Annotated in this window: 21 protein-coding genes and 1 pseudogene; 10 read left to right on the forward strand and 12 right to left on the reverse strand. The window is 52.2% G+C overall.

Annotated elements, in window-relative coordinates; genetic code table 11:
- Positions 1–47: 47 nt before the first annotated feature.
- The gene (locus tag ACP4QI_RS12605; protein WP_103179906.1) at positions 48–320 is read left to right on the forward strand and encodes a DUF883 family protein; all 273 of its coding nucleotides are present in this window, start codon (positions 48–50) and stop codon (positions 318–320) included.
- 31 nt (positions 321–351) lie between these two features.
- Here ACP4QI_RS12605 and ompW read toward each other — a convergent pair whose 3' ends face one another.
- Positions 352–984: an outer membrane protein OmpW gene (gene ompW / locus ACP4QI_RS12610; protein WP_156263967.1), complete on the reverse strand. Its 633-nt coding sequence runs from the start codon at positions 982–984 to the stop codon at positions 352–354.
- A 225-nt stretch (positions 985–1,209) separates the two neighbouring features.
- Here ompW and ACP4QI_RS12615 point away from each other — a divergent pair.
- The 4 genes and pseudogenes from ACP4QI_RS12615 to yciA all read left to right on the forward strand — a co-directional run.
- Positions 1,210–1,299, forward strand: a pseudogene (locus tag ACP4QI_RS12615) (YkgJ family cysteine cluster protein); the annotation flags it as partial.
- Between the two features lie 25 nt (positions 1,300–1,324).
- Positions 1,325–2,068 (forward strand): YciC family protein, encoded by a 744-nt coding sequence (locus ACP4QI_RS12620; RefSeq protein WP_142489822.1) that lies wholly within the window; start codon positions 1,325–1,327, stop codon positions 2,066–2,068.
- A 56-nt stretch (positions 2,069–2,124) separates the two neighbouring features.
- Positions 2,125–2,664, forward strand: a complete 540-nt coding sequence (locus ACP4QI_RS12625) for a septation protein A (protein WP_142489823.1) — start codon at positions 2,125–2,127, stop codon at positions 2,662–2,664.
- Positions 2,665–2,768: 104 nt separating this feature from the next.
- The gene (gene yciA / locus ACP4QI_RS12630) at positions 2,769–3,164 is read left to right on the forward strand and encodes an acyl-CoA thioester hydrolase YciA (protein ID WP_142489824.1); all 396 of its coding nucleotides are present in this window, start codon (positions 2,769–2,771) and stop codon (positions 3,162–3,164) included.
- A gap of 41 nt (positions 3,165–3,205) precedes the next feature.
- On the opposite strand, the gene tonB is transcribed toward yciA, so the two are convergent.
- Positions 3,206–3,943 (reverse strand): TonB system transport protein TonB, encoded by a 738-nt coding sequence (gene tonB, locus ACP4QI_RS12635; protein WP_426495392.1) that lies wholly within the window; start codon positions 3,941–3,943, stop codon positions 3,206–3,208.
- 221 nt (positions 3,944–4,164) lie between these two features.
- Here tonB and ACP4QI_RS12640 point away from each other — a divergent pair, with 221 nt between their 5' ends.
- Complete coding sequence (locus tag ACP4QI_RS12640) at positions 4,165–4,461, forward strand: YciI family protein (protein WP_032611245.1); 297 nt, start codon at positions 4,165–4,167, stop codon at positions 4,459–4,461.
- 35 nt (positions 4,462–4,496) lie between these two features.
- On the opposite strand, the gene leuE is transcribed toward ACP4QI_RS12640, so the two are convergent.
- Both leuE and ACP4QI_RS12650 read right to left on the reverse strand, forming a co-directional pair.
- Positions 4,497–5,132 carry a leucine efflux protein LeuE gene (leuE, locus tag ACP4QI_RS12645; RefSeq protein ID WP_285128831.1) on the reverse strand — a complete coding sequence of 212 codons (636 nt, stop codon included), beginning with the start codon at positions 5,130–5,132 and terminating at the stop codon, positions 4,497–4,499.
- Positions 5,133–5,202: 70 nt separating this feature from the next.
- Positions 5,203–5,376: a YciY family protein gene (locus tag ACP4QI_RS12650; RefSeq protein WP_098946243.1), complete on the reverse strand. Its 174-nt coding sequence runs from the start codon at positions 5,374–5,376 to the stop codon at positions 5,203–5,205.
- A gap of 143 nt (positions 5,377–5,519) precedes the next feature.
- Here ACP4QI_RS12650 and cls point away from each other — a divergent pair, with 143 nt between their 5' ends.
- Complete coding sequence (gene cls, locus ACP4QI_RS12655; protein WP_142489826.1) at positions 5,520–6,980, forward strand: cardiolipin synthase; 1,461 nt, start codon at positions 5,520–5,522, stop codon at positions 6,978–6,980.
- A 37-nt stretch (positions 6,981–7,017) separates the two neighbouring features.
- Positions 7,018–7,347, forward strand: coding sequence for an HI1450 family dsDNA-mimic protein (locus tag ACP4QI_RS12660; RefSeq protein ID WP_142489827.1), 330 nt, complete (start codon positions 7,018–7,020; stop codon positions 7,345–7,347).
- 58 nt (positions 7,348–7,405) lie between these two features.
- Here the strand turns inward: ACP4QI_RS12660 and oppF are convergent, their stop codons facing one another.
- The 6 genes from oppF to ACP4QI_RS12690 all read right to left on the reverse strand — a co-directional run bounded on the left by oppF (position 7,406) and on the right by ACP4QI_RS12690 (position 14,413).
- Entirely contained in the window at positions 7,406–8,410 is a 1,005-nt protein-coding gene (oppF, locus tag ACP4QI_RS12665; RefSeq protein WP_142489828.1) for a murein tripeptide/oligopeptide ABC transporter ATP-binding protein OppF, read from the reverse strand.
- On the reverse strand, positions 8,407–9,420 hold the full coding sequence (locus ACP4QI_RS12670; RefSeq protein ID WP_142489829.1) for an ABC transporter ATP-binding protein: 1,014 nt from the start codon (positions 9,418–9,420) through the stop codon (positions 8,407–8,409). The genes oppF and ACP4QI_RS12670 overlap by 4 nt, the downstream gene beginning before the upstream one ends.
- An 11-nt stretch (positions 9,421–9,431) precedes the next feature.
- A complete protein-coding gene (gene oppC, locus ACP4QI_RS12675) occupies positions 9,432–10,340 on the reverse strand; it encodes an oligopeptide ABC transporter permease OppC (protein ID WP_142489830.1) in 909 nt (302 codons plus the stop codon).
- Positions 10,341–10,354: 14 nt separating this feature from the next.
- The gene (gene oppB, locus ACP4QI_RS12680) at positions 10,355–11,275 is read right to left on the reverse strand and encodes an oligopeptide ABC transporter permease OppB (RefSeq protein WP_032611266.1); all 921 of its coding nucleotides are present in this window, start codon (positions 11,273–11,275) and stop codon (positions 10,355–10,357) included.
- 85 nt (positions 11,276–11,360) lie between these two features.
- Positions 11,361–12,992, reverse strand: coding sequence for an oligopeptide ABC transporter substrate-binding protein OppA (oppA, locus tag ACP4QI_RS12685; RefSeq protein ID WP_142489831.1), 1,632 nt, complete (start codon positions 12,990–12,992; stop codon positions 11,361–11,363).
- A 773-nt stretch (positions 12,993–13,765) separates the two neighbouring features.
- Positions 13,766–14,413 carry a YchE family NAAT transporter gene (locus ACP4QI_RS12690; protein ID WP_106993184.1) on the reverse strand — a complete coding sequence of 216 codons (648 nt, stop codon included), beginning with the start codon at positions 14,411–14,413 and terminating at the stop codon, positions 13,766–13,768.
- Between the two features lie 477 nt (positions 14,414–14,890).
- On the opposite strand from ACP4QI_RS12690, the gene adhE reads away from it, so the two are divergent.
- Positions 14,891–17,572: a bifunctional acetaldehyde-CoA/alcohol dehydrogenase gene (gene adhE, locus ACP4QI_RS12695; RefSeq protein WP_156263972.1), complete on the forward strand. Its 2,682-nt coding sequence runs from the start codon at positions 14,891–14,893 to the stop codon at positions 17,570–17,572.
- An 82-nt stretch (positions 17,573–17,654) separates the two neighbouring features.
- Here the strand turns inward: adhE and tdk are convergent, their stop codons facing one another.
- Complete coding sequence (gene tdk / locus ACP4QI_RS12700) at positions 17,655–18,269, reverse strand: thymidine kinase (RefSeq protein ID WP_285111319.1); 615 nt, start codon at positions 18,267–18,269, stop codon at positions 17,655–17,657.
- Positions 18,270–18,817: 548 nt separating this feature from the next.
- Here tdk and hns point away from each other — a divergent pair.
- Positions 18,818–19,231, forward strand: coding sequence for a histone-like nucleoid-structuring protein H-NS (gene hns / locus ACP4QI_RS12705; RefSeq protein WP_039030686.1), 414 nt, complete (start codon positions 18,818–18,820; stop codon positions 19,229–19,231).
- 200 nt (positions 19,232–19,431) lie between these two features.
- Here the strand turns inward: hns and galU are convergent, their stop codons facing one another.
- Positions 19,432–20,340, reverse strand: coding sequence for a UTP--glucose-1-phosphate uridylyltransferase GalU (gene galU, locus ACP4QI_RS12710; protein WP_142489834.1), 909 nt, complete (start codon positions 20,338–20,340; stop codon positions 19,432–19,434).
- Positions 20,341–20,389: the final 49 nt, after the last annotated feature.

Raw genomic sequence — 20,389 nt, forward strand, 5'->3', positions numbered from 1 at the left:
ATCCCCAAGGAGTCTATGCTTTACATTGACTACAAAAGGAGAACGTTATGTCAGACCAAAATCTTGATAATGATGCACAATATGCAGGTGAAAAAGCGAAGAACAAACTGGATGAATTCGCCGGTGCTGCACAGCAGCAGTTTGGCGAGGCCGTTGATTCGCCAAAACATCAGTTGAAGGGTGCCGGGCGTAAATATGCTGCTCAGGCCAGTGACGTTGTTACTGACGTTACCGACGCGGTTAAAAATAATCCCCTTACCGGCCTCATTGCCGCAGGTGCGGTGGGTATTGTCCTCGGCCTGTTGCTGGGTCGTAAATAAATAATGAAGGCCCTGCGGGGCCTTCTTCTTTTCAGAAACGATATCCCGCCGAGAACATAAACACCCACGGGTCCAGACGGGTGCTGATATTCTGCTGCTGATCGCCCGCCTTAAAGCGCACTTCGGTGTCAATGTCCATGTACCAGACCGACATGTTAATCAGCCAGTCGCGGTTGATGAGGTAATCCAACCCTACCTGCCCCGCCGCGCCCCATGAGTCTTTCAGGCTCAGGTCGGAAAGGCCCGCCGCTTTACCCGTGTCGTTAAACTTCTCATCAAAGAAGGTGGTGTAGTTAACCCCGGCGCCAACATAGGGGCGAACCTTACTACCGGCATCGCCGAAATACCACTGGGCCATCAGGGTGGGCGGCAGGTGGTGAACCGTGGCGATATTCCCGGTTGGGCCTGTACCTACCTTGTGGCGAAACGGCGTCGCCGCCAGCAGTTCAACGCCGACGTTGTCGGTAGCCATCCATGTAAAGGTCATCCCAGCCTGGGTATTGTTACTGACGTTAAAGCCGCCCAAACCCAGAACATTGTCCGAGCCTTCCGTCGGACGTACCGTGGCGGACCCCAGGCGGAAAAAGAACTCGCCTGCTTCGTGGGCAACTGCGCCGCCGGATAAACTGCTCAGAATCAGTGCTGCCACCGCTGCTTTTTTCATATCCATTCCCTCGTTATGGTTTTATTGGAGAACGGAATATACCCATAAATGATTACTAAGTGATCTCACTCAGATCACATTAGATTCAGTGATTTAACATTCATTGATCTAAATTAATTTTTTCAACTTCTGGCAAAAATTGGTAGTTAGTGCCTGGATCAATTTTGTCGTTTCAGGCGAATAAAGCGCAGCGCGATATCAACCGCGCAAAATTAGAGCGCCGCATTACGGGCGCTTTACAAAGATATGCTTTTCCATACAAGCCTTGATACTGCCACCGGGCAGTTATCCAGGGTACAATTGCCCGCTAATTAACACCTGCAATACTCAAGGAGAGTGCATGTCTATCACGGCGAAGTCTGTCTACCGTGACACGGGGAATTTCTTCCGCAATCAGTTCATTACCTTTTTACTGATCGCCTTGTTGTGCGCATTAATCACGGTGGTACTTGGTCACGCCTTTTCGCCGAGTGAGGAGCAGATTGCCAGCCTGAGTCAGGGCGATCAGATCGCCAGCAGCGTCGGGCTGTTTGAGATGGTGCAGAATATGACGCCAGAGCAGCAGCAGATCCTGTTGCGCGCCTCTGCCGCGACCACCTTTTCCGGTTTGATTGGCAATGCCATTCTCGCAGGTGGCGTACTCTTAATGATCCAGCTGGTCTCTGCCGGACAACGCGTCAGCGCCCTGCGGGCGATTGGTGCCAGCGCACCGCTGCTGCCAAAACTGTTTATCCTGATCTTTTTAACCACCATGCTGGTGCAATTAGGGATTATGCTGGTTGTGGTGCCGGGGGTGCTGTTAGCGATTGTGCTCGCCTTTGCGCCGATTATGGTGGTGCAGGACAGAATGGGCATTTTTGTCGCCATGCGTAGCAGCATTCGTCTGGCATGGTCTAATATGCGTCTGGTTGCTCCGGCGGTGATGAGCTGGCTGCTGGCTAAAACCTTGCTACTGCTGTTTGCCCCGAACCTGGCCGTACTGACCCCCAACGTCGGCGCTATAGTGGCAAATACGGTGAGCAACCTGATTTCAGCGGTATTGCTCGTCTACTTGTTCCGCCTGTATACGTTAATTCGCCAGTAATTTTTCTGACGGCCCGGGCAACACGCGCGGGCCGTCGCAGATGATGGAATCGAAGAATGAAGCAGTTTCTTGATTTTTTACCCCTGGTTGTCTTTTTTGCCTTCTACAAGCTGTATGACATCTATGCGGCAACCACCGCCCTGATCGTCGCCACCGCGATAGTGCTGATCTACAGCTGGGTGCGCTACCGCAAGGTCGAAAAGATGGCCTTGATCACCTTTGTGCTGGTGGCCTTTTTCGGCGGGTTGACCGTCTTTTTCCACAACGATGAGTTCATCAAGTGGAAAGTGACCGTCATCTACGTGCTGTTTGCCGGTGCCCTGCTGTTCAGCCAGTGGGTGATGAAAAAGCCGCTCATCCAGCGCATGCTGGGTAAAGAGCTGGCCCTGCCGCAGAGCGTCTGGTCGCGCCTGAATATCGCCTGGGCGGTATTCTTTATTCTCTGCGGTCTGGCGAATATCTATATCGCCTTCTGGCTGCCGCAGAATATCTGGGTCAACTTCAAAGTCTTTGGTCTAACCGCCTTAACGCTGATTTTCACCCTGTTGAGCGGTATCTACATCTATCGCCATATGCCGCAGGACGACAAGCAGTAATCCTCCCGCCAGGCTTTAACAGCCTGGCGTTTTCTTCTGTTCTCTCTGGCTGTAAATCATAGTAGCATCCCGCCTGAAGTCCTCCGTAATGAGTAGAGTCCATAATGACAACAACGAACGCCCCACAGGGCGAACTGGTTTTACGCACACTTGCAATGCCCGCCGACACCAATGCGAACGGCGATATTTTTGGCGGCTGGCTGATGTCGCAGATGGATATGGGTGGGGCGATCCTCGCCAAAGAGATTGCGCATGGCCGCGTGGTGACGGTCCGGGTCGATGGCATGACTTTTCTGCGTCCTGTGGCGGTCGGGGATGTCGTCTGCTGTTACGCGCGTTGCGTAAAACGTGGGAATACCTCGGTATCGATCAACATTGAGGTGTGGGTGAAAAAGGTCTCTTCTGAGCCTATCGGCCAGCGTTATAAAGCGACCGAAGCGCTGTTTATTTATGTCGCGGTGGATAACGACGGGAAACCACGTCCTCTGCCGCAGGTCTGACAATCAGGCCAAAAAAAGCCTCCGTCAGGAGGCTTTTTTATTTATTCCATCTGTGCCCCGCCGTTGAGGCGGAAAACGATATTCACGATCAGGCCGCTGCCTGGCTTACCGGTTTCGTAGCGCCATTTGCGCATCGCGGTTTTCACATCCCGTTCAAACATATTCGATGGCTGTGCGGAAAGGATTTGGACATTATCCACCCGCCCGTCTGCGGTCACGTCAAACTTCACGCGAACGCGTCCTTCAATGCGTAACGCCTGCGCCCGCGCCGGATATACCGGCTGATTACGGCTCAGCGCACGCGGGCCGGAAGGGGCCGTGGCGACCGGCTTAGCGGTAGCTGGCGAAGAATTCATCACCGGGCGAGCCGGAGCCGCGTTCGCCACCGGCTGGGTGGTGCGCGGTTCAACCGGGCGCTCTTCACGCTTCGGACGCTCTTCCACCTTTTTCACCGGTTTTGGTTTCGGCTTCGGTTTTGGTTTTGGCTTGGGTTCCGGCTTATGGATCACCACTGGCGCTTCTTTGGGCGGTTCAGGAACGATTTCCGGTTCCGGTTCCGGTTCCGGCTCGGGTTCTGCAACAGGTTCTGGTGGTGGTGCGACCTGCACGGGCTCCAGCTCCGCAGGTGTTACCATGGTCACAGAAATCGGCTGCGCGGGCGCTGGCATTTCAATAACCTGATGTACCGATGTGTAAAGCAGACCCGCCACGACGGCTCCGTGAATACCGACGGACAATAGCGTCGGCCAGGGAAAGCGGCGAGGGAGTTCAAGGGTCATTGAAGTCATAATCGTTTCAGTTAAAAAGCCAGGCCATGATTTTAAATGCAAATAGCAATCATATTCAATAAGCCAGTTAAACTTCGCCTGAATTAACCGTTCAGCTGGCGAAAAAAGGCACGTAGTGAGCAGGGTTTTAACAATGTCGCTATCTTTGCATTGCAGTCCCCTGCACTTTCACATAACGTAATTCACACTTTTATTGGTTTAGGAGCTCCGCCGTGCTTTATGTGATTTTTGCTGCAGATGTTGCTGATTCTCTTGAAAAACGTCTCTCCGTGCGCCCTGCCCATCTTGCGCGCTTACAGCTGCTGCATGACGAAGGCAGATTACTCACCGCAGGGCCGATGCCCGCTGTGGACAGCAACGATCCGGGTGCGGCCGGCTTTACCGGCTCGACGGTGATTGCCGAGTTTGAATCGCTGGAAGCAGCGCAGGCCTGGGCGCAGGACGATCCGTATGTGGCCGCTGGGGTGTACGATAACGTCGTGGTGAAGCCGTTTAAAAAAGTTTTCTAGGATAAAAAAGGCTCCCTATCAGGAGCCTTTTCTCGTTAGTGCAGCGATGCCAGCCGCGCCGCGAAGCCCACAAACAGCAAACCTATCAAGCCATTCCCCAGCTTCGCCAGTTTCTTTTTAGTCTTCAGGTAGCGGGTGACAAACGCCCCGGAGAAAATCAGGAAGCTCATGTAGATAAAGCTGATGACCTCCAGCGTGACCGCGAGGATCATAAAGGCGACACCGGTGTTTTTCGCCTGAACATCAATAAACTGCACAAAGAACGAGACATAAAACAGGATCGCTTTCGGGTTGGTCATACTTAGCACCAGCGAGCGTTTCATGATGGTTTTTGCCGGCTCGATACCACCGGCTTCGCCCTGCTGTTTATGCCGGATCACCGACCAGAGCATCTTGCTGCCCAGCCATAACAGATAGAATGCCCCGAGATAGCGCACGACATTAAACAGTACCGGGGTGGTCTGGATCAGTGCAGCAACCCCGGCCCATGCCAGGAACATCAGCACCGCATCGCCGATAAACACGCCGCTGGCGGCCAGATAGCCCTTTTTCACGCCGTGACCAATACCGGTTTTTAAGACGAATAAGGTATTTGGGCCCGGAACCAGAACGATAAAAATGGCTCCAACAACGTAGGTCCAGAAATTAAGCACACCAAAATCCGCAAACACTTCATCCTCCTTTTCGAAATAGCGAATCTTTAAAAAACATCGGGCACCTCAGAGGGTGCCCTTGTGTCGTTCAGTAATCCTGAACGGCGAACAGCAACGCATTGCGATGACGGTTCATACTGCATTTTCTGATGGCGTGGATACGCATATTACGGCGGGATTGTGCTTCCAGCCAACGCGCTTTGCGACGACCTGTCTGTCGCAACATGCGCCAGCGCCCTACTTCTGTTCTACTGCGCTTCATGTTAACAACTCTTCCCAAAACAGAGCGCTCATTATAGACCCTTGCCTGCGGCAAACCAGCGCTTTTATCTGCCGTTTTTATTTGCCAGAAAAATCCTGACGCGTAAACTCTTAACAATACGCTTTCAAAAGGATTTTTTTATTATGACAACCTTCTACACCGTGGTGAGTTGGCTGCTCATTCTGGGGTACTGGCTGATTATCGCAGGTGTAACATTACGCATCCTGATGAAGCGCAGAGCCGTCCCCTCCGCCATGGCATGGCTGTTGATTATTTTTATCCTCCCGCTGGTTGGCATTATTGCGTATTTATCCTTTGGCGAGCTGCACCTCGGTAAACGCCGGGCGGAACGCGCCCGCGCCATGTGGCCCTCAACGGCAAAATGGCTTAACGACCTGAAATCCTGCAAACATATCTTTGCCGAAGAGAACAGCGACGTCGCCGCCTCCCTGTTTCAGCTCTGCGAGCGCCGCCAGGGCATTGCCGGGGTCAAGGGCAATCAGCTGCAGCTGATGACCACCTCCGATGACGTTATGCATGCTTTGATCCGCGATATTCAGCTGGCGCGGCATAACATTGAGATGGTGTTTTATATCTGGCAGCCGGGTGGCATGGCCGACCAGGTTGCGGAATCCCTGATGGCCGCCGCGCGCCGGGGCATTCACTGCCGTCTGATGCTCGACTCCGCCGGCAGCGTGACGTTTTTCCGCAGCAACTGGGCGTCGATGATGCGCAATGCCGGGGTGGAGGTGGTTGAGGCGTTAAAGGTCAATCTGCTGCGTGTGTTCCTGCGCCGGATGGACCTGCGCCAGCACCGCAAAATGGTGCTGATCGACAACTACATCGCCTATACCGGCAGCATGAATATGGTTGACCCTCGCTTCTTTAAACAGGATGCCGGCGTGGGCCAGTGGGTGGATCTGATGGCGCGTATGGAGGGCCCGGTCGCCACCGCGATGGGGGTTGTCTACTCCTGCGACTGGGAGATCGAAACCGGCAAACGCATTCTGCCTCCGCCCCCGGATGCCAACATCATGCCGTTTGAGCAGGCCAGCGGGCATACCATCCATACCATTGCCTCCGGCCCGGGCTTCCCGGAAGATCTCATTCATCAGGCGCTGCTGACCGCGGCCTATTCCGCCCGCGAATACCTGATCATGACCACCCCCTACTTCGTGCCGAGCGACGATCTGCTGCACGCCATCTGTACCGCCGCCCAGCGTGGAGTCGACGTCAGCATCATCCTGCCGCGCAAGAACGATTCGGTGCTGGTGGGCTGGGCCAGCCGGGCCTTCTTTAGCGAACTGCTGGCCGCCGGGGTGAAGATTTACCAGTTCGAAGGTGGGCTGCTGCACACCAAAAGCGTGCTGGTGGATGGCGAACTTAGCCTGGTGGGGACGGTTAACCTGGATATGCGCAGCCTGTGGCTCAATTTTGAGATCACCCTGGTGATCGATGACGCCGGTTTTGGCGGCGATTTGGCCGCCGTCCAGGACGACTATATCTCCCGCTCCCGCTTGCTGGACGCGCGTTTGTGGGTGAAAAGACCGCTGTGGCAGCGAATTACCGAACGACTGTTTTACTTCTTTAGTCCGTTGCTGTAAAACGTGCCCAACCAACGATGTTAAACAGGTAGTCATCATGGAAATGGATCTGAACAATCGCCTGACCGAAGACGAAACGCTTGAGCAGGCCTACGATATCTTTCTTGAACTGGCCGTCGATAATCTCGACCCGGCAGATGTGATCCTCTTCAATCTACAGTTTGAAGAGCGCGGCGGCGCAGAGCTGTTCGACCCGTCTGAAGACTGGGAAGAGCACGTCGATTATGACCTGAACCCGGACTTCTTCGCTGAGGTGGTGATTGGCCTGGCTGATGAAGATGGCGGTGAGATTAACGACATCTTTGCCCGCGTTCTGCTGTGCCGCGAGAAAGACCATAAGCTGTGCCACATACTTTGGCGTGAATAAAATCTGGCGCGAATAAAAAAGGCTGCGAATGCAGCCTTTTTTAATACCTGTTATCCACTCAGAGCGGGTCGACCTTCAGGCACGAAACCGCATGGCGGAAGCTGCCTTCGAGCACCGGACGTGTTTTAGCGCACTCCGGCCCGGCAATAGGGCAGCGGGTACGGAACACACAGCCCGATGGCGGATTGATCGGCGACGGCAGTTCCCCTTCCAGAAGCTGAATAGTTTTATTCTTCTCCAGATCCGGATCCGGGACCGGCACCGCAGACATCAGGGCTTTGGTATAAGGGTGCAGCGGGTTGTGGTAGACCTCATCGTAGGTGCCCAGCTCTACCGCATGACCCAGATACATCACCAGCACGCGATCGGAGATGTGCTTCACCACCGCCAGATCGTGGGCGATAAAGATCAGCGACAGGCCCATCTCACGCTGCAGTTTTTGCAGCAGGTTAACCACCTGCGCCTGGATCGACACGTCCAGCGCCGAAACCGGTTCGTCACAGATAATCAGTTTCGGCTCGAGGATCAGCGCGCGGGCAATCCCGATACGCTGACACTGACCGCCTGAGAACTCGTGCGGATAGCGGTTGATAAGGTTCGGCAGCAGGCCCACTTTCATCATCATCGCTTTAACGCGGTCACGCACTTCAGTACGTGGCATTTTCGGATGATAGGTGCGCAGCGGCTCGGCGATGATCTCCCCGATGGTCATACGCGGGTTCAGGGATGCCAGCGGATCCTGGAAAATCATCTGAATGTCGCTACGCACGGCGCGCCACTCTTCAGGTTTCATCCCCAGCAGATCTTTGCCCAGCCAGGCCACCTTGCCGTCCGTCGCTTTCACCAGACCAATAATCGCGCGCGCGAAGGTAGATTTGCCGCAGCCCGATTCACCCACCACGCCCAGGGTCTCCCCTTCGTACAGACGCAGGGTGACACCATCCACCGCTTTCAGGGTTTTGGCTGGCTGCCAGAACCACTGCTTGCCATCTTTGATATCAAAGTGGACTTTCAGATCCGCGATTTCGAGCAGGACATTACGTTTTTCGTCAATGACAGTCATACCAGCTCCTCGTACGGCTTAAAGCAGGCACGCAGACGGCCTGGGGCAAACTCTTCCAGCGGTGGCGCGCTGTTGCAGATCTCCATCGCGTGCGGACAACGCGGCTGGAACGGACAGCCTTTCGGCAGACGCAGCAGGTTTGGCGGGTTGCCCGGAATAGTCAGCAGCGACTCCCCTTCCGCATCGAGACGCGGAACGGCGTTCAGCAGGCCGATAGAGTACGGGTGTGCCGGGTTGTAGAACACATCCCGCGCTTTGCCGTACTCCATGGTGCGACCGGCATACATCACCAGCACTTTGTCGCAGATCCCGGCGACCACGCCCAGATCGTGGGTAATCATGATGATCGCCGTATTGAACTCGCGCTTCAGCTCGTTCAGCAGGGTCATGATCTGCGCCTGAACGGTCACGTCCAGCGCGGTGGTCGGTTCATCGGCAATCAGCAGTTTTGGCCGGCACAGCAGGGCCATGGCGATCATCACACGCTGGCGCATCCCGCCGGAAAACTCATGCGGGAACATGCGCATACGCTTACGCGCTTCAGGCATTTTCACCGCATCCAGCATTTTCACCGACTCTTCAAAGGCTTCGGCTTTGCCCAGCCCTTTATGCAGCATCAGCACTTCCATCAGCTGCTCGCCCACCCGCATGTACGGGTTCAGGGAGGTCATCGGATCCTGGAAAATCATCGAGATCTGCTCGGCGCGCAGCTTGTTCAGCTCGTTTTCCGGCAGGTTGAGGATCTGTTTACCGTTAAAGGTGGCAGACCCCCCGATGACGCCATTTTGTGCCAGCAGCCCCATCAGCGCGAAGGCCGTCTGGGATTTACCGGAACCGGATTCACCCACGATCCCCAGCGTCTCACCCGCCCGCAGGCTGAAGTTGAGATCGTTTACCGCGGTGACATCGCCATCCGGCGTTTTAAAGGTGACGCGCAGATCTTTCACATCCAGCAGCGCATTGCCCTGCTGTTGGGTTTGTGGCGCAGATGCCGTTTCAATAATGGTCATGGCGGCGCTCCTTAACGGTCTTTCGGATCGAGGGCATCACGCAGGCCATCGCCGATAAAGTTGAAACAAAACAGTGTCACGACCAGGAAACCTGCCGGGAACAGCAGCAGCCACGGTGATACTTCCATCGAGTTCGCGCCATCGCTGAGCAATGCACCCCAGCTGCTCAGCGGCTCCTGAGTACCCAGACCCAGGAAGCTGAGGAAGGACTCAAACAGGATCATGCTCGGCACCAGCAGGGAGGCATACACCACCACCACGCCCAGCACGTTCGGGACGATATGACGGACCACGATATTGCCGGTAGAGACCCCACCCACCTGCGCCGCTTCGATAAACTCTTTGCGCTTCAGGCTCAGGGTCTGGCCGCGCACGATACGTGCCATGTCCAGCCAGGAGACCATGCCGATAGCAACGAAGATCAGCAGGATGTTCTGACCGAAGAAGGTCACCAGCAGGATCACAAAGAACATGAACGGGAAGGAGTTGAGGATCTCAAGGATACGCATCATCACCGAATCGACTTTACCGCCGAGATAGCCGGACAGCGATCCGTACAGAGTACCCAGAATCACCGCCACGAAGGCCGCGGCAATCCCCACCATCAGCGAGATACGCCCGCCGATGGCCACACGGACCAGCAGGTCACGCCCGGAGGAGTCGGTGCCGAAGTAGTGGCCCGATTCGCTATCCGGTGCGCTGGACATCATGCCCCAGTCGGTATCGAAGTAGGTGAACTGCGACAGCATCGGCGCTAAGGTCACAAACAGGGCGATAATCACCAGCACAATCAGGCTGGCAACCGCCGCGCGGTTGTGCATAAAGCGACGGCGGGCATCCTGCCAGAGACTGCGTCCTTCGACTTCCAGTTTTTCACTGAAGTTTTCCAGCGCCTCGCTATTTTTCTTACTTAACATCATGGCGAGCTCCAGTGTCAGTAGCGGATTTTCGGATCGATGACGGCATACAGCACATCAACAATCGCGTTAAAGAAAATGGTCAGCGCACCGACGAGGATGGTCAGACTCAATACCAGAGAGTAGTCGCGGTTAAGGGCGCCGTTAACGAACAGCTGGCCGATACCAGGCAGACCATAGATGGTCTCGATAACCATTGAACCGGTAATGATACCGACGAACGCTGGGCCTAAATAAGAGAGAACCGGCAATAACGCAGGTTTCAACGCATGACGGAAAATAATCCGGCGCATTGGCAGCCCTTTCGCGCGTGCGGTACGGATGAAGTTGGAGTGCAGGACTTCAATCATCGAACCACGGGTAATACGCGCAATGCTAGCAATATAGGCCAGTGACAGCGCCACCATCGGCAGAATCATGTACTGCAGCGCCCCGCCATTCCAGCCGCCGCCGGGCAACCATTTAAGGGTGATAGCGAATATCATGACCAGCAAGGGTGCGACGACAAAACTCGGTATGACGACCCCGGTCATTGCCACCCCCATTACGGCGTAGTCCCATTTGGTATTTTGATTCAGCGCGGCAATCACGCCCGCCGTGACGCCAAGAATAACGGCCAGTAAAAATGCCGCGGCGCCTAATTTAGCCGAAACGGGGAAGCTGGACGCCACCAGATCGTTTACGGAATAGTCTTTATATTTAAATGACGGTCCAAAATCGCCGTGCGCCAGCTGCTTCAGATAATTGAAATACTGGGTGGAGATCGGATCGTTTAAATGGTATTTCGCTTCGATATTCGCCATGACTTCAGGCGGCAGCGTACGTTCACCGGTAAATGGACTGCCCGGCGCGAGACGCATCATAAAGAAGGAGATCGTTATGAGAATAAAAAGCGTTGGGATCGCTTCAAGACAGCGACGTAGGATAAATTTCAACATTGCCCGTACCTTCTGGCGTGTGCCTATATAGTATTACGATGAGTAGACACCGTGGGGCAGGCATCGCCCGCCCCACTCATTGCCATTAATGCTTGATGATATACAAGTTTTTAACGTAGATATTATCCATCGGGTCTTTACCGGTATAACCACCTACCCACGGTTTCACCAGACGGGCGTTCACGTAGTAGTAAACCGGCACGATCGCAGAGTCTTTATCAAGCTGCTGTTCTGCTTTCGAATACAGCTCAGCGCGCTGCGCTTCGTCCGTGACTTTCAGGGTATCGCCGATCAGCTTATCGAACTCTGCGCTCTTATAGTGCGCGGTGTTGTTCGAGCTGTCGCTCAGCATGGTGTTCAGGAAGGAGGTTGGTTCGTTATAGTCCGCACACCAGCCTGCACGCGCCACATCAAAGGTGCCCTGATGACGGCTGTCCAGGAAGGTTTTCCACTCCTGGTTTTCCAGCTTCACGTTCGCACCCAGGTTTTTCTTCCAGATGGAGGAGACGGCGATAGCCAGTTTTTTATGCAGATCGGAGGTGTTGTACAGCAGGCTAAAGGTCAGCGGCTTGTCGGCGGTATAACCGGCTTCGGCCAGCAGTTTCTTCGCTTCAGCATTACGCTGTTCCTGGGTCATTTTGAACCATTCTGGCTCGGTCAGCTTCGCGCCATCGGTATACGGCGGGGTGTAGCTGTAAGCCGGCAGGTCGCCCTGGTTTTTCACTTTATTCACGATGATATCGCGGTCCAGTGCCAGCTTAAGCGCGGTACGCACGCGAACGTCGGTGAATGGCGCTTTCTGGTTGTTGATTTCGTAGTAATAGGTACACAGATACGGGTCAACGTGAACTTCAGCCGGGATCTCTTTTTTCAGCTTTTGGAACAGTTCGATCGGCATGTTGTTATAGGTCATGTCGATTTCGCCGCTGCGGTAGCGGTTAACGTCAGTCACTTCAGAAGAGATTGGCAGGTAGGTGACCTGATTGATAACGGTTTTCGCGTTATCCCAGTAATTGGTATTACGCTCCAGATCGATACGTTCGTTAACAACCCAGGCTTTCAGCTTGTAGGCGCCGTTGGTAACGATATTGGCAGGCTGGGTCCACTTCTCGCCGAATTTTTCAACCGCTGCTTTTGGAACAGGGGAAACGGACGGGTGAACCAGCAGTTTGTAGAAATACGGGACTGGCTCGCTCAGGGTCACTTCGAAGGTATTGTCATCGATTGCTTTTACGCCGAGGTCGGTAATCGGTTTTTTGCCGGTGATGATGTCATCGATATTGGCGATATGGCCATACTGCAGATAGCTCGCATACGGAGAGGCGGTATTTGGATCCGCCAGGCGCTGCCAGCTATATACGAAATCTTGTGCGGTAACCGGAGAACCGTCAGACCATTTTGCGTCTTTGCGCAGGTGGAAGGTCCAGACTTTAAAGTCTTTGTTTTCCCATTTTTCAGCAACCCCGGCAACCGGGTGACCGTCTACGTCAGTAACCAGCAGACCTTCGAACAGATCGCGGTTAATGTTAGACTCCGGTACACCTTCAATTTTGTGCGGATCCAGAGACTGAACCTCAGCACCGTTGTTACGCACCAGCGTTTGCTTTTCCGCCAGCTGAACCCCAGCAGGTACGTCAGCAGCCATTGCAACGTTGCCCGCGATTAGCGCAGTTAAGATCCCCGCCGCGACCAGACTTTTTTTTGTGATGTTGGACATTGTGTTGATACTCCACTCTTTATAATTACTGGTTTTTTACCAGCCTGTTTAATTCCCCTTTTTTGGGGTTCCCTGACAACGTAGGAGTTTATGCTGCTGTCAGGCGTTTTTACTTCTCGCTATCACCGACTTTACTATTACTAACGGCTCGTCTGGCCGCCTTGCGTCGATTCTTAACAGGCCTCCCCTGTCGAGGCCTGTCTTAATTCTTTTAGATCAGAATCGTTAATGAAAAAGATTCTCATCTAAAAGATTTCTGCGGAAAATATAAGGCCGGAAAGTACCAAATGGCTTTCCCGGGTGCCAATACATTTTGCAAATTTGTTAACCAATTCTCTTTTACGGAAGTTACCGTTAAGTTGTGGGCTACCCTGCCGCGCATCAAAAGCCCAGAAAACCTTCGCTTTTCAATGGGATGTAGAAAGTGTGCTCGACGGTGGCGTCGCAGTGCTGAAGACGAGGCGTTGTTTGTACAAAAAATTAACAACTGTCTATTATTTAGCACATTCATCTAATTCATTCATCAAATTACTAATATCATCTCAGTTATCCCGCAGCAAGCCCCAGAGTATCGTGTGAGTAAAATAACAGTCTTGTTGCGCGGAATGTGACCAGTACGGGGTCGGGGTGGGAGACAAGTGTTTGATATTTAACAAAACAAAATTATTAGTAAAATTTATTATAGTTAAAGCGATTTTCAACTTTCATTATATGATTTGCTGATAATGACAAAAAAAACGGCGCCACTGGCGCCGCGCTTTCATTTGAAATGGTTAACTCAATAAGCCCGGAAATATTGATTTCAGCCCGGTAACAATAAATTCAATCCCCAGCGCCATCAGCAGAAGACCCATAATACGGGTGATAACGTTAATGCCGGTCTGACCAAGCAGCCGCACCAGCCAGGGGGCAATACGGAATACGCCCCAACAGCAGAACGCAAACAGCGCAATGGCAATCGAGAAGCCAATCAGATGCATTAGATTGTGGTAGCGCGTTCCCCAGACGATGGTGGAACTGATGGCACCCGGCCCCGCCATTAAGGGCAACGCCAGCGGCACCACGCCAATACTTTCGCGGATAGCAGTCTCTGATTTTTCTTGTTTGTTTTGTTTGTCTTCACCCAATTTGCCGCTGATCATAGACATCGCGATGGTCACCACCAGGATCCCGCCGGCAATCCGGAACGAATCAATAGAGATGCCAAAAATCTGCAATATAGAGTCGCCAAGATAAAGAGAGGTCAGCAGGATGATCGCAACCGACAGGTTTGCCGTCAGGTTGGTCTTATTTCTGGCAAGCGCGGTCTGGTAGCTGGTCATACTGATAAAGACAGGAATAATGCCCACCGGGTTAACCAGCGCGAACAGACCGATAAAAAACTTAAAATAGGTAGGAAAATCAAAGAGCGATAGGCTCACAGTTAGCTCCGCTGATAAGCAAGACTCAAGATAAAGAGGTGGCAACACCAATAACCGCGCAGAAGATACGCTTTTTGCGCATGCACTTCATCACAATATTGCGAATTATAGTGGTTTGACGCTGTAAAATATTTGTGTACTAAATGCATTCCTGTGGTTCAATTGCTTTTGCAATTATTTAACATCTGATAAAACGCCCCAAAATACCCCTGCTGAAAGGTATCAGCTTATGGATAAATTGATACAGATCATGTTTTCCGTACTCAGAAGTGAGTAATCTTGATTACGCCACCACGGAGATTCAGTATCTGAACGTAGGCTACTGATGGGAGGCTCTTTTAGTAAATCAGGGGAACGATAAAAACGTTAACACCTTGTTTTTATGTAAGTTAAGCAAGTGGCAAAGGCGCTGACTATACTGTTTTCGTGTCGAGCAGCTGATTTACTAAAAGAGTTTAACATTATCAGGAGAGCATTATGGCTGTTACTAATGTCGCAGAGCTTAACGCACTTGTAGAGCGCGTAAAAAAAGCCCAGCGTGAATATGCCAATTTCACCCAAGAACAGGTTGATAAAATCTTCCGCGCCGCCGCTCTGGCTGCTGCAGATGCTCGAATCCCTCTCGCTAAAATGGCCGTTGCCGAATCCGGTATGGGTATCGTTGAAGATAAAGTGATTAAAAACCACTTCGCTTCTGAGTATATCTACAACGCCTATAAAGATGAGAAGACTTGCGGCGTCCTGTCTGAAGATGACACTTTCGGTACCATCACCATTGCAGAACCTATCGGTATCATCTGCGGTATCGTTCCGACAACCAACCCAACTTCTACTGCTATCTTCAAATCGCTCATCAGCCTGAAGACGCGTAACGCAATCATTTTCTCTCCACACCCACGTGCTAAAGATGCGACCAACAAAGCGGCCGATATCGTTCTGCAAGCGGCGATCGCTGCAGGTGCACCGAAAGATCTGATCGGCTGGATCGATCAACCTTCTGTGGAGCTGTCTAACGCACTGATGCACCACCCTGACATTAACCTGATCCTTGCGACCGGTGGTCCAGGCATGGTTAAAGCCGCGTATAGCTCCGGTAAACCGGCTATCGGCGTAGGTGCAGGTAACACCCCGGTTGTTATCGACGAAACCGCCGATATCAAACGTGCTGTTGCATCTGTACTGATGTCTAAAACCTTCGACAACGGCGTTATCTGTGCTTCCGAGCAATCCGTTGTGGTTGTTGACTCCGCATACGATGCCGTTCGCGAACGTTTCGCCAGCCACGGCGGCTACCTGCTGCAGGGCAAAGAGCTGAAAGCCGTTCAGGACATCATCCTGAAAAATGGCGCACTGAACGCCGCCATCGTAGGTCAGCCAGCGTACAAAATCGCTGAACTGGCAGGCTTCACCGTTCCGGCTACCACTAAGATCCTGATTGGTGAAGTGAGTGTCGTTGACGAGAGCGAGCCGTTTGCTCACGAAAAACTGTCTCCAACGCTGGCAATGTACCGCGCGAAAGATTTTGAAGACGCGGTCGTTAAAGCAGAGAAACTGGTTGCCATGGGCGGTATCGGTCATACCTCCTGCCTGTACACCGACCAGGATAACCAGCCTGAACGTGTCGCGCACTTCGGCCAGATGATGAAAACTGCACGTATCCTGATCAACACCCCTGCTTCTCAGGGTGGTATCGGTGACCTGTATAACTTTAAACTCGCGCCTTCCCTGACTCTGGGTTGTGGTTCATGGGGTGGTAACTCCATCTCTGAGAACGTTGGTCCTAAGCACCTGATCAACAAGAAAACCGTTGCTAAGCGAGCTGAAAACATGTTGTGGCATAAACTTCCGAAATCTATCTACTTCCGCCGCGGCTCTCTGCCAATCGCGCTGGATGAAGTGATTACTGATGGCCACAAACGTGCGCTCATCGTGACCGACCGTTTCCTGTTCAACAACGGCTACGCAGACCAGATCACCTCTGTGCTGAAAGCTGCTGGTGTGGAAACTGAAGTGTTCTTCGAAGTAGAAGCTGACCCAACCCTGACCGTTGTTCGCAAAGGTGCAGAGCTGGCAAACTCCTTCAAACCAGACGTGATCATCGCGCTGGGCGGCGGCTCCCCAATGGATGCAGCCAAAATCATGTGGGTCATGTACGAACACCCGGAAACGCACTTCGAAGAGCTGGCGCTGCGCTTTATGGATATCCGTAAACGTATCTACAAGTTCCCGAAAATGGGCGTGAAAGCGAAAATGATCGCCGTCACCACCACTTCCGGTACCGGTTCTGAAGTGACGCCGTTTGCCGTTGTAACCGACGATGCAACCGGTCAGAAATACCCACTGGCAGACTATGCGCTGACCCCGGATATGGCGATTGTTGACGCCAACCTGGTGATGGATATGCCGAAATCACTCTGTGCGTTCGGTGGTCTGGATGCAGTTACTCACGCCCTGGAAGCTTACGTTTCCGTGCTGGCCTCTGAGTTCTCTGACGGCCAGGCTCTGCAGGCGCTTAAACTGCTGAAAGAGAACCTGCCAGCGTCTTACAACGAAGGCTCTAAAAACCCGGTTGCCCGTGAGCGTGTGCACAGTGCTGCCACCATCGCCGGTATCGCGTTTGCTAACGCCTTCCTGGGTGTGTGTCACTCCATGGCGCACAAGCTGGGCTCTCAGTTCCACATTCCTCACGGTCTGGCGAACGCCCTGCTGATTTCTAACGTTATCCGTTACAACGCTAACGACAACCCGACTAAGCAGACCGCATTCAGCCAGTACGACCGTCCGCAGGCTCGTCGTCGCTATGCAGAAATCGCTGACCACCTGGGCCTGAGCGCGCCTGGTGACCGCACTGCTGCGAAGATCGAGAAGCTGCTGGCATGGCTGGATAGCATCAAAGCGGAACTGGGTATTCCTAAGTCTATCCGTGAAGCGGGCGTTCAGGAAGCTGACTTCCTGGCACACGTTGACAAGCTGTCTGAAGATGCCTTTGATGACCAGTGTACAGGTGCGAACCCGCGCTACCCACTGATCGCAGAGCTGAAACAGATCCTGCTGGATACTTACTACGGCCGTGAATACTCTGAAGGCGTAGCGGCATCAGCTGCACCTGCTGTAGACGTCGTAGTCAAAGCGGAAAAGAAAGCGAAGAAAAGCGCTTAATTAATCGCTAAATAAAAAACCCGCTCCGGCGGGTTTTTTTATGTCTGTGCTCCAGGGATAACAGAGAGATGAAATAGCATCGTTAACGACGACAGGCATCCTGAATGGCCGTCAGAGAGCCTACAACCAGCGCTTCTTTATAATGCTTACGGCATACGGAGACATAGCGCTCATTGCCGCCAATCACTACCTGCTCGCCTTCAGCATAGGGTTTGCCAGCCTGATCGAGACGCAGCACCATACTCGCTTTCCGGCCGCAGAAACAGATGGTTTTCAATTCAACCAGTTTATCCGACCAGGCCAGTAAATACTGACTGCCAATAAACAGCTCGCCGCGAAAATCAGTACGCAGGCCATAACAGAGCACTGGAATATCCAGTTCGTCGACCACTTCTGATAACTCATGCACCTGCTGGCGCGTTAAAAACTGGCTCTCATCCACCAGCACACAATGCACAGCCTGAGTAGCAACCTCTGCGCGGATCTCTTCCAGCAGATTGGTTTGTGGGTTATATAGCTTTGCCGGTGACGAGAGACCAATTCGCGAGCTAACCTTTCCGCTACCGAAACGATCGTCAATCTCTGCGGTGTAAACCAGGGTCTGCATCCCGCGCTCCTGGTAATTGTAGGAGGATTGCAGTAATGCGGTCGACTTACCTGCGTTCATTGCTGAATAGTAGAAATACAGTTGTGCCATTGGCCGTTAAACCCTAATCAATGTGTATTATTACCGATGCGCGATTGTACCATATTTTGTCTGGTCTTCCGTGCTACAGCGCGCTTTGTCGGCAGTTCGGGGCATTGTTTCCCTGCCTGGATATACAACAGGCAGCGGCAAAGGCAGGTTAAAACATCAAATGAATAACGGCTTTAAAATCGGTAAGTTCAGGAAAAATCTATTATTTTAATGGACTAACAGAGTCAAAAATGAGGCAGGAATAATTAACTGTTTCAGCGGTCAACCGTGTTTCCAGTACTAATACGAAAGGTTGATATTTATCCTGAGTAACAATAATCGCAGATAAAATTACCCACAAAAAAAGAGTTAGCCGTCAGGTTTACTACACATCTGTTGATAACGTAGCCCTCTTTTCGCCGCTGGAATTTAAGTTAACGATATTAATAATAGTGACAAATATTAGGTGTTTTTTGAATTCCTTACATTCTGACCTATTGCATATATCAATTTATGCCTCTATTATTACTTCAACAAACCCCCCACATTATAAGTTTGAGATTACTACAATGAGCGAAGCACTTAAAATTCTGAACAACATCCGTACTCTTCGTGCCCAGGCGAGAGAATGTACTCTGGAAACGCTTGAAGAAATGCTGGAGAAATTAGAAGTCGTGGTTAATGAGCGTCGTGAAGAAGAAAACGCCGCGGCTGCTGAGATCGAAGAACGTACTCGTAAACTGCAGCAATATCGTGAAATGCTGATCGCTGATGGTATTGATCCAAACGAATTGCTGAACAGCATGGCTGCCGCTAAAACAGGCACCAAAGCTAAACGTGCTGCACGCCCGGCTAAATATAGCTACATCGATGAGAACGGCGAATCTAAAACCTGGACTGGCCAGGGTCGTACTCCAGCTGTTATCAAAAAAGCCATGGACGAGCAAGGTAAACAACTGGACGACTTCCTGATTCAGGAATAAGTTAGCAAGTTATCCGAAAAATCCCGCTTAATGCGGGATTTTTTATGCCTGTATTTTATACGGTGTGACATTCGGTTACATGCTGTCATATAAATTTTAGCCTCTACTATTCCTCTGAGCCCGAGCCCCTTTCAAAAGCGCATAAAAAAACCGGTGTAGCCAGGCTATCACCGGTTTTTGCTTAGCGCATCAGCGCCTGGTTAGTTTTTAATGTCCAGCGTATCTTTCAGCCAGTCTTTAAATTCTTCACCCAGTGACTGGTGGCGAATACCATATTCAACAAAGGCCTGCATGTAACCGAGTTTATTACCGCAGTCATGGCTCTTACCTTTCATATGGTAGGCTTCAACGGTCTCTTTTTCGATCAGCATGTCGATGCCGTCGGTCAGCTGGATTTCATCTCCGGCGCCTGGAGGCGTTTTCGCCAGCAGCGGCCAAATCTCTGCGCTCAGGACATAACGCCCTACCACAGCCAGATTAGATGGCGCTACGTCGGCTTTTGGCTTCTCAACCACGCCCACCATAGGCACGCTGTCGCCCGGGTTCATCTCCACGCCTTTGCAGTCTACAACGCCGTATGCGGTCACATCTTCAACCGGCTCAACCATAATCTGGCTGCTGCCAGTTTCATCGAAACGCTTAATCATTTCTGCCAGGTTATCCTGAGACAGATCGGATTCAAACTCGTCGAGAATAACGTCTGGTAAAATAACCGCCACCGGCTCGTTACCTACAACCGGATGAGCACACAGCACCGCATGGCCCAGACCTTTTGCCAGCCCCTGACGAACCTGCATAATAGTAACGTGCGGCGGGCAAATAGACTGCACTTCCTGCAGAAGCTGACGCTTAACACGTTTTTCCAGCATGGCTTCGAGTTCAAAACTGGTATCGAAATGGTTTTCGATAGAGTTTTTGGATGAATGTGTTACCAGCACAATTTCAGTAATGCCGGCGGCAATACATTCGTTGACCACATACTGGATTAATGGCTTATCAACGAGTGGCAGCATCTCTTTTGGAATTGCCTTCGTTGCTGGCAGCATCCTGGTTCCCAACCCGGCAACCGGGATAACGGCCTTTGTCACTTTCGAATTTACGGCAGCCATTGAAACTCTCCTGAACTGTTCATGTTTTGAACTTTAGTCTGCATTAATA

The organism is Leclercia sp. TB492, from assembly GCF_049974505.2.
Lineage (GTDB): Bacteria > Pseudomonadota > Gammaproteobacteria > Enterobacterales > Enterobacteriaceae > Enterobacter > Enterobacter adecarboxylatus_C.

What these genes read in the sequence shown, in the direction of transcription:
- ACP4QI_RS12605 (WP_103179906.1), top strand. Translation starts at nt 48, where the DNA reads ATGTCAGACCAAAATCTTGATAATGATGCACAATATGCAGGTGAAAAA.
- ompW (WP_156263967.1), bottom strand. Translation starts at nt 984, where the DNA reads ATGAAAAAAGCAGCGGTGGCAGCACTGATTCTGAGCAGTTTATCCGGC.
- ACP4QI_RS12620 (WP_142489822.1), top strand. Translation starts at nt 1,325, where the DNA reads ATGTCTATCACGGCGAAGTCTGTCTACCGTGACACGGGGAATTTCTTC.
- ACP4QI_RS12625 (WP_142489823.1), top strand. Translation starts at nt 2,125, where the DNA reads ATGAAGCAGTTTCTTGATTTTTTACCCCTGGTTGTCTTTTTTGCCTTC.
- yciA (WP_142489824.1), top strand. Translation starts at nt 2,769, where the DNA reads ATGACAACAACGAACGCCCCACAGGGCGAACTGGTTTTACGCACACTT.
- tonB (WP_426495392.1), bottom strand. Translation starts at nt 3,943, where the DNA reads ATGACCCTTGAACTCCCTCGCCGCTTTCCCTGGCCGACGCTATTGTCC.
- ACP4QI_RS12650 (WP_098946243.1), bottom strand. Translation starts at nt 5,376, where the DNA reads ATGAAGCGCAGTAGAACAGAAGTAGGGCGCTGGCGCATGTTGCGACAG.
- cls (WP_142489826.1), top strand. Translation starts at nt 5,520, where the DNA reads ATGACAACCTTCTACACCGTGGTGAGTTGGCTGCTCATTCTGGGGTAC.
- ACP4QI_RS12660 (WP_142489827.1), top strand. Translation starts at nt 7,018, where the DNA reads ATGGAAATGGATCTGAACAATCGCCTGACCGAAGACGAAACGCTTGAG.
- oppF (WP_142489828.1), bottom strand. Translation starts at nt 8,410, where the DNA reads ATGACTGTCATTGACGAAAAACGTAATGTCCTGCTCGAAATCGCGGAT.
- ACP4QI_RS12670 (WP_142489829.1), bottom strand. Translation starts at nt 9,420, where the DNA reads ATGACCATTATTGAAACGGCATCTGCGCCACAAACCCAACAGCAGGGC.
- oppC (WP_142489830.1), bottom strand. Translation starts at nt 10,340, where the DNA reads ATGATGTTAAGTAAGAAAAATAGCGAGGCGCTGGAAAACTTCAGTGAA.
- oppB (WP_032611266.1), bottom strand. Translation starts at nt 11,275, where the DNA reads ATGTTGAAATTTATCCTACGTCGCTGTCTTGAAGCGATCCCAACGCTT.
- oppA (WP_142489831.1), bottom strand. Translation starts at nt 12,992, where the DNA reads ATGTCCAACATCACAAAAAAAAGTCTGGTCGCGGCGGGGATCTTAACT.
- adhE (WP_156263972.1), top strand. Translation starts at nt 14,891, where the DNA reads ATGGCTGTTACTAATGTCGCAGAGCTTAACGCACTTGTAGAGCGCGTA.
- tdk (WP_285111319.1), bottom strand. Translation starts at nt 18,269, where the DNA reads ATGGCACAACTGTATTTCTACTATTCAGCAATGAACGCAGGTAAGTCG.
- hns (WP_039030686.1), top strand. Translation starts at nt 18,818, where the DNA reads ATGAGCGAAGCACTTAAAATTCTGAACAACATCCGTACTCTTCGTGCC.
- galU (WP_142489834.1), bottom strand. Translation starts at nt 20,340, where the DNA reads ATGGCTGCCGTAAATTCGAAAGTGACAAAGGCCGTTATCCCGGTTGCC.